The organism is Bradyrhizobium sp. SRL28 (assembly GCF_018596315.1).
Lineage (GTDB): Bacteria > Pseudomonadota > Alphaproteobacteria > Rhizobiales > Xanthobacteraceae > Bradyrhizobium.
In genome coordinates this window covers 36,899-55,718 of the sequence record NZ_JAHEAG010000001.1, presented here as the reverse complement: position 1 = coordinate 55,718, position 18,820 = coordinate 36,899, and the positions used below count along the sequence as shown (strand labels likewise).

13 protein-coding genes are annotated in these 18,820 nt (G+C 63.2%); 10 read left to right on the top strand and 3 right to left on the bottom strand.

Going from position 1 to position 18,820, the window contains the following annotated elements:
* Nucleotides 1–14: 14 nt before the first annotated feature.
* Complete coding sequence (gene hpaH, locus KIP88_RS00210; RefSeq protein ID WP_214485814.1) at nt 15–821, bottom strand: 2-oxo-hept-4-ene-1,7-dioate hydratase; 807 nt, start codon at nt 819–821, stop codon at nt 15–17.
* 145 nt (nt 822–966) lie between these two features.
* Between hpaH and hpaR the strand changes: the two genes are divergently transcribed.
* The 7 genes from hpaR (at nt 967) to KIP88_RS00175 (ending at nt 12,170) form a co-directional block, all read left to right on the top strand.
* Complete coding sequence (gene hpaR, locus KIP88_RS00205) at nt 967–1,503, top strand: homoprotocatechuate degradation operon regulator HpaR (RefSeq protein ID WP_249790441.1); 537 nt, start codon at nt 967–969, stop codon at nt 1,501–1,503.
* 200 nt (nt 1,504–1,703) lie between these two features.
* Nucleotides 1,704–2,789 carry a malate/lactate/ureidoglycolate dehydrogenase gene (locus tag KIP88_RS00200; RefSeq protein ID WP_214485813.1) on the top strand — a complete coding sequence of 362 codons (1,086 nt, stop codon included), beginning with the start codon at nt 1,704–1,706 and terminating at the stop codon, nt 2,787–2,789.
* A gap of 51 nt (nt 2,790–2,840) precedes the next feature.
* Nucleotides 2,841–3,620, top strand: a complete 780-nt coding sequence (locus KIP88_RS00195; protein WP_214485812.1) for an HpcH/HpaI aldolase/citrate lyase family protein — start codon at nt 2,841–2,843, stop codon at nt 3,618–3,620.
* Between the two features lie 82 nt (nt 3,621–3,702).
* On the top strand, nt 3,703–5,226 hold the full coding sequence (locus KIP88_RS00190; protein ID WP_214485811.1) for a UxaA family hydrolase: 1,524 nt from the start codon (nt 3,703–3,705) through the stop codon (nt 5,224–5,226).
* A 242-nt stretch (nt 5,227–5,468) separates the two neighbouring features.
* Nucleotides 5,469–8,756: a DUF2126 domain-containing protein gene (locus tag KIP88_RS00185; RefSeq protein WP_214485810.1), complete on the top strand. Its 3,288-nt coding sequence runs from the start codon at nt 5,469–5,471 to the stop codon at nt 8,754–8,756.
* A gap of 28 nt (nt 8,757–8,784) precedes the next feature.
* Nucleotides 8,785–11,295, top strand: coding sequence for a circularly permuted type 2 ATP-grasp protein (locus KIP88_RS00180; protein WP_214485809.1), 2,511 nt, complete (start codon nt 8,785–8,787; stop codon nt 11,293–11,295).
* The gene (locus KIP88_RS00175; protein ID WP_214485808.1) at nt 11,292–12,170 is read left to right on the top strand and encodes a transglutaminase family protein; all 879 of its coding nucleotides are present in this window, start codon (nt 11,292–11,294) and stop codon (nt 12,168–12,170) included. The genes KIP88_RS00180 and KIP88_RS00175 overlap by 4 nt, the downstream gene beginning before the upstream one ends.
* Before the next feature lie 107 nt (nt 12,171–12,277).
* On the opposite strand, the gene KIP88_RS00170 is transcribed toward KIP88_RS00175, so the two are convergent.
* Complete coding sequence (locus KIP88_RS00170; protein WP_214485807.1) at nt 12,278–13,189, bottom strand: LysR family transcriptional regulator; 912 nt, start codon at nt 13,187–13,189, stop codon at nt 12,278–12,280.
* 134 nt (nt 13,190–13,323) lie between these two features.
* Here KIP88_RS00170 and KIP88_RS00165 point away from each other — a divergent pair, with 134 nt between their 5' ends.
* Nucleotides 13,324–14,190: an N-acyl homoserine lactonase family protein gene (locus KIP88_RS00165; protein WP_214485806.1), complete on the top strand. Its 867-nt coding sequence runs from the start codon at nt 13,324–13,326 to the stop codon at nt 14,188–14,190.
* A gap of 109 nt (nt 14,191–14,299) precedes the next feature.
* Here KIP88_RS00165 and KIP88_RS00160 read toward each other — a convergent pair whose 3' ends face one another.
* Nucleotides 14,300–16,006 (bottom strand): methyl-accepting chemotaxis protein, encoded by a 1,707-nt coding sequence (locus KIP88_RS00160; RefSeq protein WP_214485805.1) that lies wholly within the window; start codon nt 16,004–16,006, stop codon nt 14,300–14,302.
* A gap of 552 nt (nt 16,007–16,558) precedes the next feature.
* Here KIP88_RS00160 and KIP88_RS00155 point away from each other — a divergent pair.
* On the top strand, nt 16,559–17,140 hold the full coding sequence (locus KIP88_RS00155) for a hypothetical protein (protein ID WP_249790440.1): 582 nt from the start codon (nt 16,559–16,561) through the stop codon (nt 17,138–17,140).
* A gap of 164 nt (nt 17,141–17,304) precedes the next feature.
* On the top strand, nt 17,305–18,687 hold the full coding sequence (locus tag KIP88_RS00150) for an ethanolamine ammonia-lyase subunit EutB (protein WP_214485803.1): 1,383 nt from the start codon (nt 17,305–17,307) through the stop codon (nt 18,685–18,687).
* Nucleotides 18,688–18,820 lie beyond the last annotated feature (133 nt).

Below are 18,820 nucleotides of genomic sequence, written 5' to 3'. Positions count from 1 at the left end.
ATCTTCCTAACGCATCAGGCGAAGTAACAGCTCACCGAACCGTAAGGGCCGTAGTCCGCCTGGATCGTGTCGCCCTTGCGGGTCTCGATCGGGCGGATGAACGATCCCGCCAGCACCACTTGCCCGGCTTCCAGCGCCAGCCCGTTCGGCGCGATCTTGTTGGCAAGCCAAGCCACTGAGGTAGCGGGGTGGTTGAGGACGCCGGCCGCGAGCCCGGTTTCCTCGAGCTGGCCGTTGCGGAAACACAGCGCGCCGATCCAGCGCAGGTCGGCATCCATCGGCCGGATCGGACGACCGCCGAGCACGATGCCGGCATTCGCGGCATTGTCGGCGATAGTGTCGAATATCTTCCGGGTGGCTTTGGTCTGCGGATCGACGCGTTCCACCCGCGTATCGAGAATCTCCAGCGCCGGCACCACAAAATCGGTCGCGTTCAACACGTCGAACATCGTGCAGTCCGGCCCCGAAAGCCGCGACTTCATCACGAAGGCGAGTTCGGCCTCGATACGGGTCGCGATGAAACGGTCTGACGGGACGAGCCCGCCATCGGCAAAGAACATGTCGTCGAGCAGGATTCCGGAATCCGGTTCGTCGATATTGAGCGCGCTCTGCATCGCCTTCGAGGTCAGGCCGATCTTGTGGCCCTTCACGATGCGGCCCTGGGCGACCTTCATCTCGACCCAGGCTTTCTGAATAGCGTAGGCATCTTCGATCGTTATGCCGGGATGTTCGAGCGAAAGCTGCCGGATCTGCGTGCGGGTCTTTTCGGCCTGATCGAGCCGCTCGGCAGACTTGCGGATTTCGTCTCTGGAAAGGGCCATGGGCGTCCAGCTACTTCAGCAAAAAGCGGGTGCTGAAATTTGTTTAACATGTTAAGTTGTCCGCTGCAAACTGATTTGGTGCGTGTTGCGCCGCAAAACTTTATCCTTTCCGGAAGCGACGATTCCTGATGGCGGACCACTGAAGATGGCAGGCAAGAAATCGCCGAACGGAGCGCGTTCGGACCCGGCGGTAACGACGGAAGCCCGCCGCGCGCCGATGCGCGAATTCTCGCGTTCGCTGCCGATGTCGCTGCTGCGCGCCCGTGAAGCGGTCATGCGGCAGTTCCGTCCGTCCTTGCGCAACCACGGCCTGACCGAGCAGCAATGGCGCATCCTGCGCGCGCTGACGGCCGTGGACACCATCGAGGTGACCGAACTGGCCCGTGTCGCCTTTTTGCTGGGTCCGAGCCTGTCGCGAATCCTGCGTGACCTCGAAGCACGCGATCTGATCGAACGGCGAACCGCCAAGGCCGATCTGCGCCGCGGCGAGGTGTCGATCTCGTCCAAGGGGTTGAAGCTGATCGAGGCCGTCGCGCCGACCTCGGAGGCGATCTACGCCGAGATCACCAGCCGCTATGGCGCCCGCAAGCTTGCCGAATTGCAGGATATGCTGGCCGAGCTCGAGCGCGGCCTTGCGGAAATGGAAGTGGCCGGTGAGGCAGACGCCGAGGCCGACGAGTAAGCGCAAATTTGCATGATGCTAGCGGCCCGATGCATAACGGCCGGGCAAATGATTGCAATCATTTGTCTAATGGTAGACACACGCGCGATTTTTCGCTCAAAGTGCCGGCCAAGCCGGTCATCAAAACCGGCGCGGGAGTCTTGGGGTTCGCCGCCAATACACAGGCCGCCCCGGCGCTAGGACAAGGCTGAAATCCGAAAATGGTCACCATACAAGTCAACAACCTGATCGATTTTGTCGCCGAGGTTTTTTCTCATTCGGAATCCTCGCCCGAGGAAGCAAGGCGCATCGCGACCTATCTGACCACTGCCAATCTCACGGGCCATGACAGCCATGGCGTGATCCGGGTTCCGGTCTACATCCGCTGGAAGAAGACCGGCAACGTCGTCCCCAACCAGACCCCCGAGATTGTCGTCGATACGCCGTCGCTCGCCGTGGTCGATGGCAAGTTCGGCTATGGCCAGACCGTGACGCCGTTCGCCGTGCGGACCGGCATCGAAAAATGCAAGAAGGCGGGGTTAGCCGCGGTCGCGTTGCGCAACGCGGGGCACATCGGCCGTGTCGGCGACTGGGCGGAAATGGCCGCTGCCGAAGGGCTGGTGTCGGTTCATTTTGTCAACGCTGCGGGCTCGCTGCTGGTGGCGCCGTATGGCGGGGTTCAGAAGCGGCTCTCGACCGCGCCCTATTGCGTCGGCATTCCGCGCCAGGGGCAGGATCCGATCGTGCTCGATTTCGCCACCTCGATCGTGGCCGAAGGCAAGGTGCTGGTGGCAAGCCGCGGCGGCAAGAAACTGCCGACCGGTGCGCTGGTCGATGCCGACGGCACGCTCAGCGAGGAGCCGTCCGTGCTCTATGGTCCCTACACCCCGGACGGGCCGCGCGACCATACCCAGGGGACGGGGGCGATCCGCGCGTTCGGCGAGCACAAGGGCTCGGGGCTGGCCTTCATCTGCGAGTTGCTCGGCGGCGCGCTCACCGGCACCGGCGCGACGTCAGGCGGCCGGCAATTCGCCAACGGGATGCTCGCCTTCTATATCGACCCCAAGGTGATCGATACGACCAACTACTTCGACGGCGAAATCTCGCGCTATACCGACTTCATTCGGGAAACCAAGCCGATCGCCGGCGTCGAGTCCGTGCTGGTCCCCGGCGATCCCGAACGCAAGATGCGCGCCGAGCGAACGAAGAACGGCGTACCGCTGCCGGATGATACCTGGGCTGCGATCGTCAACACCGCCCGCGAGGTCGGCGTCAGCGAGACCGCCATTCAGCGCGCTACCAGCTAATCAACTCCGCGAACTCCAACAATCGTAACGATCACAAAGGGAAAGCGATCAATGGCTACCAACAACGTCAAGAAAGTATGGGCCTCGGGCAAGGCCGTGGTGAACGCGTGGCTCGCGATTCCCTCCGGCTTCTCCGCTGAAGTGATCGCGCAATGCGGCTTCGACAGCGTCACCGTCGACATGCAGCACGGCGTGCAGGATTACCTCTCGATGGTGCAATGCTTTCAGGCGATGAACGGCCACCCGGTGACCCCGATGGTCCGCGTGCCCTGGAACGAGCCCGGCATCATCGGCAAGGTGCTCGACGGCGGCGCCTATGGCGTGATCTGCCCGATGATCAACACCCCGCAGGAAGCCAAGAACCTGGTCCAGTACGCCAAATATCCGCCGAAGGGCACGCGCTCCAACGGCCCCATCCGCTCCGGCATGTACGGTTCGGCCGGCACCTATCAGCAGACGGCGAACGACGAGATCGTGCTGCTGCCGATGATGGAGACCAGGACCGCGGTCGAAAACATGGAATCGATCCTCGACGTCGAGGGCATCGACGGCGTCTATATCGGCCCCTCCGATCTCGGCTTCTCCTATGGGCTGGTGCCGAAGCTCGACCGCGACGAACCCGAAATCCTCAAGATCTACGAGAAGATCATCAAGGAGTGCGGCAAGCGCGGCCTCAATCCCGGCATCCACTGCTCCGGCGCCGAGGGGGCGGTGCGCGCCATCAACATGGGTTTCAAGCTCGTAACGCTGTCGAACGAGAGCGGGTTGATGATGACCTACGCCAAGATGCAGGTGAACCAGACCCGCAAGGATTCCGCTGGCAAGGCTTAAGTAGCGAAGACGCGATAGGGAGTGGCGAGTAGGGATCGTTCGATTCACCACTCGCTGCTCACCAACCCTGAGGAGGTACCCAATGACCCCGGCACCCGTCATTCGCCTGCACCCTGACGACGGCGTGCTGATCGCGCGCTCGAGCCTGCCGCCCGGCATGGTGGTGGCCGATGGCGTCACCACGGTCGAGCGGATCCCGGCGGGCCACAAGGTGGCGATCAAGCCGATTGCCATGGGCGAGCCGGTCCGCCGCTACGGCCAGATCATCGGCTTTGCCACCGCGCCGATTGCGCCGGGCCAGCATGTGCACACCCAGAACTGCGGCATGGGCGATTTCGCCAAGGACTATGCCTATGGCGTCGACGTCAAGCCGGTGCCGAATTTCGATCTGCCCGCGACCTTCGAGGGCATCCGCCGCGCCGACGGCCGCGTGGCGACCCGCAACTATATCGGCATCCTCACCTCGGTGAATTGCAGCGCCCATGTTGCCGGCATCGTCGCCGACATGTTCAAGAAAAATCCATTTACCGGCGACAACCCGCTGGCCGATTTCCCCAATGTCGACGGCGTGGTCGCGCTGACCCACAAGACCGGCTGCGGCATGACGCAGGACGAGCCGCTGGCGCTGCTGCGCCGGACGCTCGGCGGCTACGCGCGGCATGTGAATTTCTCCGCCGTCGTGGTGCTGGGCCTCGGTTGCGAGGTCAACCAGATCGGCGGCCTGATGCAGGAACAGAAACTCGCCGGCCGCCTGCGCGCGATGGACATCCAGGAAGTCGGCGGCACCCGCAAGACGGTGGAGGCCGGCATCGCCTTTGTGAAGGAAGCGCTGACGGACGCCAATAAGGTAAAGCGCGAGCCGGTGCCGGCGAGCGAGCTAACGGTGGCGCTGCAATGCGGCGGCTCCGACGGCTACTCCGGCGTCTCGGCCAATCCGGCCTTGGGCGCGGCGAGCGATCTCCTGGTTGCTCATGGCGGCACCGTGATCCTCTCGGAGACGCCCGAGACTTACGGCGCCGAACATCTCCTGACCCGGCGCGCGGTCAGCCGAGAAGTCGGCGAAAAGCTCGTCGGCCTGATGCGCTGGTGGGAGGAATACACCAGGCGCGAGGGCGCCGAGATGAACGCCAATCCGAGCCCCGGCAACAAAGCCGGCGGCCTCACCACGATCCTGGAGAAATCACTGGGCGCGATGGCCAAGGCCGGCAGCACCAATCTGGTCGACGTGCTCAATTACGCTGAGCCCATCACCAAGAAGGGTTTTGTGTTCATGGATACGCCCGGCTACGACCCGGTCGCGGCGACTGGGCAGGTGGCCGGCGGCGCCAACATGGTCTGCTTCACCACGGGTCGCGGCAGCGTGTTCGGCTGCAAGCCGGCGCCCTCGATCAAGCTCGCCACCAACACGCCGATGTACAAGAAAATGGAAGACGACATGGACGTCAATTGCGGCACCATCCTCGACGGCGAGGAAACCGTGCAGCAATGCGGCCAGCGCATCTTCGAACTGATGCTGAAAACGGCATCCGGCCAGCCGACCAAGAGCGAGAGTTTTGACTTCGGCGGCGCCGAGTTCGCGCCATGGGTGCTTGGGGCGACGATGTGAGAATACGCACACTCTATCGTCGTCCCTGCGAAAGCAGGGACCCATAACCACAGGCCGCGGTTTTGCGGAAGGTGGCAGCCACATTGCCTCATTGATAGATCACGCGGTATGGGTCCCCGCGTTCGCGGGGACGACGAGGAGTTAATTCCGCACTTCCCGTAGGCACTCCGTGCCCGTTGTTAATGCTTGATCCCACCCGGAACCAGTGTTCTGCTTAAAAAAGCCGCTGGAGTTTCCGGTCCGTGTCGATCTACGTCGCACTACATCACGTCACGCACTACAAATACGACCGACCGATCGATCTCGGCCCGCAAACCGTTCGCCTGCGCCCGGCGCCGCATACGCGCACGCCGATCCTGAGCTATTCGCTCAAGGTCACGCCAACAAATCATTTCGTGAACTGGCAGCAGGACCCGCAAGGCAACTGGCTGGCGCGCTTCGTGTTTCCGGAGAAGGCGTCCGAGCTGAAGATCGAAGTCGACTTCACCGCGCAGATGACGGTCGTCAACCCCTTCGACTTCTTCGTCGAGCCCAGCGCCAGTGCCTTTCCGTTTCAATACACCAGCGATCTCAAGACCGAACTCGCGCCGTATCTCGCCACGTCAGAGCAGGGGCCGTTGTTCGCCGCCTACCTGAAGGAGATTCCGCGCGAAGCCGACAGCACCGTCAATTTTCTGGTCGACCTCAACGCCCAACTGCAGAAAAAGATCAGCTACGTCATCCGGATGGAGCCGGGCATTCAGACGCCGGAAGAGACGCTGGCCTCTGGCTCGGGATCGTGCCGCGACTCGGCGTGGCTGTTGATCCAGATCTTCCGGCACCTCGGCCTCGCGGCGCGTTTCGTCTCCGGCTATCTCATGCAATTGCGTCCCGACATCGATCCGGTCGAGGGGCCGCGCGAGGTCGAAAGCGATTTTACCGATCTGCACGCCTGGGCCGAGGTCTATCTGCCGGGTGCCGGGTGGATCGGGTTCGACGTCACCTCCGGCATGCTGACGGGCGAGGGGCATATCCCCGTCGCCGCCACGCCGCATTATCGCTCGGCGGCGCCGATCTCGGGCAGCGCAGGCTTCGCCAATGTCGAATTCGGTTTCGAGATGAGCGTCAAGCGTATTCGCGAGGCGCCTCGGATCACGCGGCCGTTCTCCGACGAATCCTGGGCGCGTCTCGATGCGCTCGGCGAACAGGTCGACGCCGATCTCCGGGCGGGCGACGTGCGGCTGACCATGGGCGGCGAGCCGACCTTCGTCTCCGTCGACGATCTGGAATCGCCGGAATGGAACATCGCCGCGGTCGGCCCGACCAAGCAGGCACTGGCGGATGAGCTGATCCGCAAGCTGTACGCCCGCTTTGCGCCGGGTGGGCTGTTACATTACGGGCAGGGCAAATGGTATCCGGGCGAAAGCCTGCCGCGCTGGGCCTTCGGCCTCTATTGGCGCAAGGACGGCGTGCCGATCTGGAAGAATGCCGGGCTGATCGCGAAAATCGACAACCCGCGCAAGGCGGTAATCGAAGACGCTCAACGATTCATGGAAGGCACCGCGAAGCGGCTCGGGCTGGATGCCGGTTATGTCATGCCGGCCTATGAAGATTCCGTACACTGGCTGCAGAAGGAAGCGGCACTTCCGGTCAACGTCGATCCCAGCGACTCCAAGCTGGCCGACGCGGAAGAGCGCTCGCGCATGGCGCGGGTGTTCGATGAGGGGCTCAACAAACCCAAGGGGTTTGTGCTGCCGATCCAGCACGCGGGCGAGGACGCCCAAGGATCGATGAAGGGCTGGATGAGCGAGCGCTGGCAGCTCAAGCGCGGCCATCTGTTCCTGATACCGGGCGACTCTCCGCTCGGGCTACGGCTGCCGATGGCATCGCTGCCGCATGTCCCGCCGGAAGAATACCCTTATGTCGTCGAGCAGGATCCGATGGAGCCGCGGCTCGAACTTGCAACTGAAGACAAGGACGCTGTAGCCGACGGCGTGCCGGCGAAGCCGGCGCAGAAGCCCAAACCAAAACCGAAGCCGGTTCGCACGGCGACATCAGTTGAGGTTCGTGACGGCGTCTTGTGCGCGTTCATGCCACCGGTGGAGAAGCTTGAAGATTACCTCGAACTGATCGCGGCGGTGGAAGCGACCGCCGAAGAACTGCAGCTCCAGGTTCATGTCGAAGGCTACGGGCCGCCCTACGATCCGCGCGTCGAGGTCATCAAGGTGACGCCCGATCCCGGCGTGATCGAAATCAACGTTCAGCCGGCGCAAAACTGGCGCGAGGCGGTCGATATCACCTTCGGCCTGTATGAAGACGCCGCCAAAGTCCGGCTCGGCGCCAACCGTTTTCTGGTCGACGGCCGTCACACCGGCACCGGCGGCGGCAATCACATTGTGGTCGGCGGCTCGACGCCGCAGGATTCGCCGTTCCTGCGCCGCCCTGATCTGCTCAAAAGCCTCGTGCTGTACTGGCAGCGCCACCCGTCGCTGTCGTATTTGTTCTCCGGCATGTTCATCGGCCCGACCAGCCAGGCGCCCCGCATCGACGAGGCCCGCCATGACGGGCTCTATGAGCTGGAAATCGCGCTGGCCCATGTGCCGCCGCCTGATATCGAGGCACCGCTATGGCTGGTCGACCGCCTGTTCCGGCACATCCTCGTCGATATCACCGGCAATACCCATCGCGCCGAAATCTGCATCGACAAGCTCTATTCGCCTGACGGGCCGACCGGCCGTCTCGGCCTGGTCGAATTCCGCGCGCTCGAAATGCCGCCTGATCCCCGCATGTCGCTGGCGCAGCAATTATTGATCCGCGCGCTGATCGCCAAGCTCTGGCGCGAACCGCAGCAGGGCAAGTTCGTCCGCTGGGGCACAGCGCTGCACGACCGCTTCATGCTGCCGCATTTCCTCTGGGAGGATTTTCTGGGTGTGCTCGAAGAGCTCAGACAGTCCGGCTACGAATTCTCGCCGGAATGGTATTCGGCGCAACTCGAGTTTCGTTTTCCGGTGTTCGGCCGCGTCCATCATGGCGGCGTCGGGCTCGAATTGCGTCAGGCGCTGGAGCCCTGGCACGTGCTCGGCGAAGAAGGCTCGGCCGGCGGTACCGTGCGCTATGTCGATTCTTCAGTGGAGCGCTTGCAGGTCAAGGCGACCGGCTTCGTCGAAGGCCGTCACGTCGTCACCTGCAACGGCAGGCGGATGCCGATGACATCCACCGGTCGCGCCGGCGAGGCGGTCGCGGCCGTCCGCTTCAAGGCCTGGCAGCCGGCCTCGGGGCTGCATCCGACCATCCCGGTCCACGCCCCCCTGACATTTGACTTAATTGATACCTGGAACGGCCGCTCGCTCGGCGGTTGCGTCTACCATGTCGCCCATCCCGGCGGGCGCAGCTACGACACCAAGCCGGTCAATTCCTATGAGGCGGAAGCCCGTCGGCTGGCCCGGTTTCAGGACCACGGCCACACCCCGGGCAGAATCGAGCCCGCGCCCGAGGAACGCACAAATGAATTCCCCTTGACGCTCGACTTGAGGACGCCGCTCCTGATCTAATCGGGAGCGACGCTCTCGGGGAATCGGAATGGCAGACCAAGGCAGCAATCAGGAAAGCAAGGCCCGTCCGGGCCAGCGCCGGATTGCGCAATGGACGCGCGACTATGCGCGGCTGCCAGGCATTCCCGACGAATATATCGGCGAGGACGGCGCGCCCCGCACGGCGTGGAGCCGTTTCTTCGATGCCTTCGCCGCACTTTCGCCAGCCGATATCGAGCGGCGCTTCGCCTCCGCCGACCGCCATCTGCGCGAGGCCGGCGTCACCTACCGCGCGCCCGGCGAGACCGCCGACCGGCTGTGGCCGCTCAGCCATCTGCCGCTGATCATCGACGAGGCCGATTGGCAGCAACTGACCACGGGCATCGCCCAGCGCGCCCAATTGTTCGAAATGGTGCTGCGCGATCTCTATGGCGAGGGCCGGCTGGTCACCGATGGCGCGGTGCCGGCGGCTGCGATTGCCGGCAGCAACGAATATCTGCGCGCGGTTTGCGGCGTCAAACCGCCCGGTGGCCGCCATCTTCACCTCTATGCGGCCGATGTCGGCCGCGGCCCCGATGGGCGCTGGTGGGTGCTCAACGACCGCACGCAGGCGCCGTCGGGTGCGGGCTACGCGCTGGAAAATCGCCTGGTGCTGTCGCGCGCCTTTTCCAATCTCTACAAGTCGATGAATGTCGAGCGCGTGGCGCCGTTCTTCGAGGCGTTCCGGGATTCACTGCGCGCCAGCGCCGATCGCGACGAGCCGCGGATCGGACTGCTGACGCCGGGCGTCTTCAGCGAAACCTTTTTCGAACACGCGACGCTGGCGCGCTATCTCGGCTTTCTTCTGGTCGAGGGCGACGACCTCGCGGTCAGCGGCGATCGCGTCCACATCCGTACCGTCGCCGGCCTGAAGCGGCTCGACGTGCTGCTGCGCCGCGTCGATTCCAATTTCCTCGATCCGCTGGAACTCGACGCCTCGTCGCATCTCGGCGTGCCCGGCCTGATCGATGTGCTGCGAAAGGACGGCGTCGTCGTCGCCAACATGCCGGGCTCCGGCGTGCTGGAGGCGAAGGCGCTACTCGGCTTCCTGCCAAGCCTGTGCCGGCGTTTGCTCGGCGAGAGGTTGATCATGCCGCACATCGCGACATGGTGGTGCGGTCAGAAGTCCGCGCGCGAGGAAGTGTTGTCGCGGCTGGAGGATTTCGCGATCGAGGGCGCCTACGGCCGGCCCGTTCCGGGCTTTTCCGGCAACGGTCCCGTGCTCGCCGGCGAGTTGTCGTCTGCCGAGCGCGACCGGCTCAGAAGCGCGATCGCCGATCGCGGCATCGATTATGTCGGCCAGGAACTGGTGCGGCTGTCGACAACGCCGGTGTGGGAGCAGGGCCGGATCACGCCGCGCCCGTTCGTACTCAGGGTATTTGCCGCGGCAACGCCCCAGGGCTGGACCATCCTGCCCGGCGGTTTCTGCCGGATCGCCGAACAGGCGGATGCGCGCGCGGTGTCGATGGGTGACGGGGCGCGGTCGGCGGATGTCTGGATTGTCTCCGACAAGGCGGTCTCGGCTTCGACGCTGCTGCCAGCTGCCGAAGCCGTGCGTATCCGGCGCATCGCCGGCGTGGTGCCGAGCCGCGCCGCGGACAATCTGTTCTGGCTCGGCCGCTATCTCGAGCGTGCCGAGGCGACGCTGCGGCTGATCCGCGCGCTCGGTGCGCCGATGCGCGACCCCGTCAAGGGATCGTCGACCACGCTGCCCTCGGTCGAGCGCATCCAGCGGCTTCTGGTGACCTGGGGCGCGACCTCGCAGGCGACGCGGACCAACCCCGCAAGGGTCGTCGCCGAGGCGCTGCAGAGCCCGGACAAATTCGGCTCGGCTTTGTCATTGGCAAAATCGGCGCAGCGTACCGCGAGCTCGTTGCGCGAGCGGCTTTCGCCCGACGCCTGGCAGATCATCACCGAGATGGTGGAGCGTCTCGCCTTGCAGGTCGACGACGATGACAGCGTCGTCAGCGCCGCCGAACTGACGCTGCAGGAACTGGCAAGCCTTGCCGGCCTGGCGCAGGAAAACATGAATCGCGCCGCCGGCTGGCGCTTCCTCGACATGGGCCGCCGTGTCGAGCGCGCCATCAACACCGCGCGGTTCGCGCGGCAGTTCGCCTATGACGAAGCCGGCGAAGAAGACCTCGACGTTCTGCTGACGCTGGTGGATTGCCAGATCACCTATCGTTCGCGCTATCTGGTCGGCCCGGCACTGGCGCCGGTGCGCGATCTCGCGGTGCTCGATCCCTATAATCCGCGCTCGGTGGCGTTTCAGGTGGCGACGCTGAATGATCACATCGCCGCACTCCCGAGCCTGAAGGAGCACGGCCTGATCGAGCGGCCGCAGCGGCTGGCGGTGGCATTGCAGGCGATGTTGACGACAGCCGAGGCCGCGACGCTGGATGTCAAAACCCTGTTCGCGCTGGAGCAGGACCTGCTCAATCTCGCCGACGCCATCGGCCTGCATTACTTCCCGCACGGGCCCAATGCGAGCCGGCCGGAGAAGCTGACGGGTCTCGCGTGATCTACGACATCCGTCACGTCACGGCATACGCTTACGAAAGCCCGGTGAGTTTTGCGCGGTGCTCGCTGCGGCTGGAGCCGAAGTCGGCCGACGGGCAGCAATTGATCTCCCATTCGGTCGAGATTCGGCCGCGGCCGGCCGAACGCACGGTGCGGCACGACTTTTTCGGAACCCATACCGAGAGCGTGCTGATCGAGGCCGCACATCGCAATTTGCGGATCGATTCCCGCTCGCGGGTTTCGGTGTCGCGCCAGGTGCCCGACCGCGCCGCGCCGAGCCCGTCATGGGATGACATCCGCGATGTGGCGTTCGAGGCCACCAGTCTCGGCCCGGCTTCGCCGATAGGCTATGTCTTTGCGAGCGCGCTGGTGCCGGTGCAGGCGCCGGTCACCGCCTATGCCGCGGCGAGTTTCCCGCCGGGCGGCGGCATTCTTTCAGGCACCGCCGATTTGATGCGCCGCATCCGCAACGATTTCAGGTACGACCCGAAGGCCACGGTGATCTCGACGCCGCTCCAGGAGGTGTTCGAGAAGCGCCACGGCGTGTGCCAGGATTTTGCCCATGTGATGATTGCGGGCCTGCGCGGGCTGGGCCTGCCGGCGGCCTATGTCAGCGGTTACCTGCGCACCATTCCGCCGCGCGGGAAGCCGCGCCTGCAGGGCGCCGACGCCACCCACGCCTGGGTTTCGGTGTGGTGCGGCGCGGAACTCGGCTGGGTCGGGTTCGATCCGACCAACGACATCATGGTCGAGAACGATCATATCATTCTGGCAGTGGGCAGAGACTTCTCCGACGTCTCGCCGGTCGACGGCATCATTGTCGGCTCGCGCAAGCAGAAGCTTGGCGTGGCCGTGGACGTGCTCCCGGTGGAGTGAGCGCGGCCGGCCTCGCCGCGGCATTGTGCAACGTTCGCGCCGTGTTGCATGTCACGCCGATCCCCGCCGCCTTTGAATTCATTTCGGGAAAGGATCATGCCCCAGTATCACCGCTCACCTCTCCGCTTCGTCCGCGCATAGTCGGAGAGCGCTGCGGCCAGATGAGCGAAGAGGGTCCGTATGGGAAGGGTCGCACGTAGGTCTTCGTGCATAGCGATCCAAATTTCCAGATTAAATCCAAAATTATCGGGCAACACGCGGATCACATCTGGATCCCGTCGCGCGATGGCGGTTTGACATAAGCCGATCCCGAAACCTGCTCGGATCGCAGCAAGCTGGGCGAGGTGACTGTCGGTACGAAAAGCGAAATCGTCGCGTCTCAACTTGAGCCCGACGCGCTGCAACGCGCGGATTGATGTCGTTTCCCGGTCGAAGCCTATCATCGCATGCTGTGACAACTGCGCCATATTGCCGGGTTGGCCGCGCTCGTAGAGATAACGGCGGTGCGCATGAAGCCCCACAGTGACGCTTCCCGCACGCCGGGCAACGAGAGAGCCCTGTTTCGGTCTGATCATCCTGACCGCGATATCGGCCTCCCGTCGCAGCAGATCTTCCGTGCGATCCGACAGGGACAGCTCGACAACAATGCCAGGATGCCGGCCACGGAAATCGGTGAGAATCGGCGGCAACACTTCCGCCCCAATAATTTCGCTGGCGGCAATTCGCACCACTGTACGAGCCTCGAAACTCTTTTCCGAGATCGCTCGGATCAGGGCCGTGGCTGCACCGGCCATGGTCTGGGCATAAGGCTCGAGCGTGTGGGCCGCGTCGGTGGGCCGGAGTCCGCTTTGGCCTCGCGTGAAGAGCGCAGTGCCTAGTGACGATTCCAGTTCCTGGACATGCCGACCGACGGTGGGCTGCGCGAGCCCTAACGTGCGAGCGGCGCCCGATAAACTTCCTTCCCGCATCACTGCGAGAAACGATCGGTAAAGCTCCCAACCGGGGTCCGTCTTAGCCATACATTTTTGTATATCAATTCAACGTATTAGGCCAATTCCATTTAGGTAGCCGGGTCGCCATTTTGGAGTCGGCAAACAGCATCGATGGGGTGGAAGCTCGCGATGCTCCTGCTTAAAACCAAGGAGGTGCTTCCATGCGCATTCACGCGATCCAAACCGGTTTCGTCAAAATAAAAACTGCACAGGTCGAGGGGCAAGGACACGGCTTCGCACGCCGTCTTGCCATATTCACCGATCGGGACTGGACCGAGTGGTTGCCGACATACGCGTGGGCGATCGAGCACAAGGAAGGCGTTATCGTAGTCGACACCGGCCAAGGAGCGCATTTGCTCGAAACGGGCGCTTCGTATCACCCCTTCGCCCGATGGGAAGTCTCGTTTCGGATCGATCGTGAGGAAGAGATCGGCCCGCAATTACGTGCCCTCGGCATCGGATCGCATGATGTGAAAAAGGTCGTTCTCACGCATTTGCACATGGATCATGATGGCGGTCTGGCGCACTTCCAAAATAGCGAAATCCTTGTTGCCTCCGGCGAACTTCGAACGGCAAGCGGATGGGCAGGGCGTATACGCGGATACTTTCCGAATCGTTGGCCCTCCTGGTTCGATCCAACAGCGCTTGAACTGGCAGCGGAGCCGTTTGGTCCATTTGCTCGCAGCCGACGATTGACGCAGGCCGGGGACATTGTTGCGGTGGCCACACCAGGTCACACCGCGAATCATCTCTCAGTCCTGGTACAGCAGGAGGACGGCACGATGTTTTTTCTTGCTGGAGATACCTCCTACAATGAGCGTCTGATGCTCGCCGGTATGGTGGACGGCGTCAGTGCTGATGAGGGTATTTCCAGTTCAACATTGAACTCGATCAGAACTTTCTCCCAAGCTCATCCGACGGTATATTTGCCGACGCACGATCCCCAATCCGCCGTTCGCCTCGCAAACAAGCAGGTCGTGGGCCCTGCGAAGAGTCTTGCGCCGCATGAAACACCTGAGCTTGGGTAGGAGGGCGCGCGATGCGAAAGTCGAGCCAGGCATGATTAAAGCTCCCGAACCGAGGCCTCGGATCATGAGATTTCACTCAAGGGCTTGAGCGAACCGCCAGCCTATTCGCTTACGTGCCGGTCCGCCGCACCTGGTCGGACGAATCCGCGCGCAAATTGCGGAAGAACTTCTCTACTTCGCGAGAGAGCGTCTCGGCGGTAGCCGTCAGTTCGCTGGATGCGGTGAGGACGGATGCCGCGGCCGTGTTCGTCGTGCCGATGGCGTCGCTGAGCGAGCCGATATTGACGACCAGCGTTCCGTTGCCCTGTGCCGCCAGTTGCGCATTCGACGAGATCTCGCGGGTTGCCGCATCCTGCTGCTCGATCGCGCTCGCGATGATCGAGGTCACCTCGTTGATCTCGCGCACCGCGTTGCCGATCTCGCGGACCGCCTCGACGGAGGTTTTGGTCGACGTCTGGATCAGGCCGACGTTCTGGCCGATCTCCGCAGTCGCCTTGGCGGTCTGCTCGGCCAGCGCCTTGACCTCGTGGGCGACGACCGCAAAGCCGCGGCCGGCGTCGCCGGCGCGCGCGGCTTCGATCGTCGCGTTGAGCGCCAGGAGATTGGTCTGCTCGGCGATCGCCTGGATCAGGTTGAGCACGCCGTCGATGCGCTGGGTCGCGGCTGCAAGTCCTTCGATTTCGGCGACCGATCTCTCGGTGCGCTGGCCCGCCTGCTCGACGGCGCTGGCCGATTGGCGCACCTGGCGGCCGATTTCCTCGACGGAGGCGGAAAGTTCTTCGGCCGCGCTGGCGACGGCGGAAACGTTGCTGGAGGCCTGCTCGGTCGCGCCGGAGGCTGCTACCGCGCGCCCGCTGGCGTCAGATGAAACGCTGGCGATGGTCTGGGCGGTGCCGCGCATCGAGGTCGCATTGTCGGTGACCGCGCGCAGCACGCCGCCGATGGCTTCGCGGAAGGCGTCGACCGAGGCTTCGATGTGGCGGGTGCGTTCATCGCGCGCTTTCGAATCCTCCACCACCTGCGAATTGAGGTTGCGGTTGCGATCCATCGCTTCCTGGAAGATTTTGATGGCACGGGCCAGCGCGCCGATCTCGTCGGAGCGGCCGGTGTGCGGAACCTCGACGCCTTCGGCGCCGTCGGCGACCTGCTTGATGGTCGCGGTGATCACCGAAAGCGGCCGCGCAATCGAGCGGGCGATGATCAGCACGCCGATGACGACCACCGCCAGCGCCATGACACCGAGGCAGGTCAGTACAAAGGCCATCGTGTGGTTGGTGTCGGTCTGTTGCACCAGTCGCTTGCTGCGTTCGGCATAGACCTTGGACAGGGCTTCCAGATCCTTGTTCAGCGCCGTCCGCACTTCTCGGTTGGCGTCATTGTCGCCCCATTCGCGGCCTGCCGCCGCATTGATCTCGACACCGCGTCGAACGAGCTCCTTGCGGAAATCGACGAACTGCTGGATGCGCTTCTTGAAGGTGGCAAACTGCTGGGCGTCGTCAGCCTGGACCAGCGCCTCCCAGTTCTTGACGACGTCAAGAATGCGTTCGTTGAACTTGAGCAAGCCGTCGCCGTACTTTTTCACCACCGCCGGATCAGTCGACATGTAGACGCCGCGCGATTCCATCACGACGGCATAGACCAGCGAGTTGATGCGCTCGACATTGAGCGCGGCGCGGCTGGCGGTCGAGACCGCTTCGGTGAGTTCGGCATTCTGGCGGGTGTTGTAGTCGGACAGGGCGGTAATGGCGGCGACCAGCAGCGCGAACAGCGCGAAGATCGAATACAACTTGGCTGCAAGCGAAAACCGGGATGCCATGGCGCCACCAAAAACGAGTACGGGATTTACAATTCAGCCGTATCGGCGCGCCGGGAAGGTTTCCAGCGATTGCCTTCGGTATGGGCAAATTGTGCTGAAGTTTGATGGAGATTGTCTTAACGCGCGAAGTTCCGGGAACTGCAACTAAGTCAGGATAATCGAGTAATTTCAGTCGATTAGAAGGCTGTGGCAAGTTGCCTCGTCGGGAATATTCGGCAGCCACACGCGACTGTAACGGGCCCTGGTATGCCAGTGCAATTGGAGGTCGTGTTCTGACGGCCAACGCGCAAGGGCCGCGCCCGGCTGCCGCCAGCAAGCGGAAACCTTCTTCTGAAGGGGGTTGGCGTTGGCAGAGCATTTTTTGATCGAATCAAGCTAGACAGCGAGCACGAGGACGGAGCGGTCCGGTGCGTCTCGCCCGGACGGGCGAACGCGCAAACCCCATGCCATCGTCTGGAATCATCCTGCGCGCAGGACGCTTGCTGCAACAAGGCTCTGCGCGGCTTCGATTGTGAGTGAGAACTGGGACTGATGGCTCAAAGTGCGGCGGCCTTGCCGGCCAATCTCGATCTCTATCTTCACGTGCGCGTGCTGATCGCCCTGATCCTCGGGCTCAGCGTCACGCGTTTGGTCAGCGGCATCGCGGCATTGGTCCAGCACCCCGGTCGCTACCGGATCTGGCCTGTACACCTGTGCTGGGTCGCCTGGGCGCTCCTGAACGTGGTTACGTTCTGGTGGTGGGAGTTTCGGCTGAGCCACATCCAGCACTGGACCTATGGTCTCTATTTCTTCGTTTGCGTGTACGCATCGATGTACTATTTCCTGAGCGCCCTGCTTTTTCCTCAGGATCTCGATGAATATAAGGGCTATCAGGATTACTTTCTCTCCCGCCGCCGCTGGTTTTTCGGCTTTGCGGCCCTGACCGAAGCGCTCGATGTGATCGACACCCTGATAAAGGGCGAGGCGCATCTGCGATCGCTGGGACCGGAGTATCTCGTCGCGACCGGCGTATTCATACTGCTGTCCGCGATAGCCGCGAGAACGCGCAACCCAAAATTCCATTTGCTGTTTGCGCTCAGCGCGGTGGCCTATGAGATAAGCTTTTCCATCCGCCATTTTGGTACGCTGGATTAGCCAGAGGCGGGACACCGGCGGCTGGGTCCCGTCCGCCCCGCGCACGGCTTTGAGTGAAGCCGGATCGTGCCGACATTTGTCTGGGATCGCTGCTGTAGCGTTGGCTGTCCGTGCGGCATAGATTAGCGAGGCAACGAAGCGGGTCCGCACGCAGGAAAGTCAGCATGGTCTATCGCCAGGTCATCGGCGCCACCTACTACGTATTCGGTGACTTGCGCGAGCTGCTCGCCAAGGCGACGCCGCCGCGGTCCGGCGACCGTCTTGCCGGCGTCGCTGCCGAAAGCGCGGAAGCGATGATCGCGGCGCGGATGGCGCTTGCCGATGTGCCGCTCAAGCAATTCCTCAACGAGGCCGTGATCCCTTACGAGGATGACGAGGTTACCCGGCTGATCCTCGATACCCATGCAGCGCAGGCCTTTGCGCCGATTTCCTCGCTGACCGTCGGCGGCTTCCGCGACTGGCTGTTGTCCGATGCCGCAACCAGCGAAACGCTGGCGAAGGTCTCGCGCGGGATCACGCCGGAAATGGCCGCAGGCGTTTCGAAGCTGATGCGCAACCAGGATCTGATCCTGGTCGCCAAGAAATGCGCGGTGACGTCGGCGTTTCGCAACACCATCGGCCTGAAGGGGCGGATGAGCGTGCGGTTGCAGCCCAATCATCCTTTCGACGACGCCAAGGGCATTACCGCCTCGATCCTAGACGGCATCCTGCTTGGATCGGGCGATGCCTGCATCGGTATCAATCCGGCCAGCGACGATCCGGCCGTGATCGGAGAACTGCTGCGGCTGCTCGATGGCATCATCTCGCGGCTGCAGATCCCGACGCAGGGCTGCGTGCTTACTCACGTGACCACGACGCTCGGATTGATCGGGCAGGGTGCGCCGGTCGATCTGGTGTTCCAGTCGATCGCGGGAACGGAGGCTGCCAACCGCAGCTTTGGCGTCGATCTCGCGCTGTTGCGCGAGGCGCGCGAGGCCGGGCTGTCGCTCCGCCGCGGCACGGTCGGCGACAACGTAATGTATTTCGAGACCGGGCAGGGCTCGGCACTGTCGGCCAACGCCCATTACAACGTCGATCAACAGACCTGCGAGGCGCGGGCCTATGCGGTGGCGCGCGCGTTCGATCCGCTTTTGGTTAACAGCGTCGTCGGCTTCATCGGTCCGGAATATCTGTATGACGGCAAGGAAATCATCCGCGCTGGCCTCGAGGATCACTTTTGCGGCAAGTTGCTCGGCCTGCCGCTCGGCATTGACGTCTGCTACACCAACCACGCCGAAGCCGACCAGGACGACATGGACAATCTGTTGACGCTGTTGGCCGCCGCCGGCGTCACCTTCATCATGGGCGTGCCGGGCGCCGACGATGTCATGCTGAACTATCAGTCGACCTCGTTCCACGACGCGCTGTATATCCGCGACCTCTTCGGATTGAAGCGGGCGCCGGAATTCGACGATTGGCTGGTTCGCTCAGGCCTCGCGGATGGCGATTTCCGGCTTGCAGGCAATGCGGGTCTGCTGCCCGAATTTGCCGCGCGGCTGATCGCTTGAACGCCGGCCTGCAGCCCGCAGCCTGCAAATTTTCCTGCAACCAATTGAACCCACAGCGAGTTAGAGCCAACAATCAGTTAGAATTGACTGTCACAATGTTGAAGAATTTCTGGCCCAGCTTTCAATGTCGTGC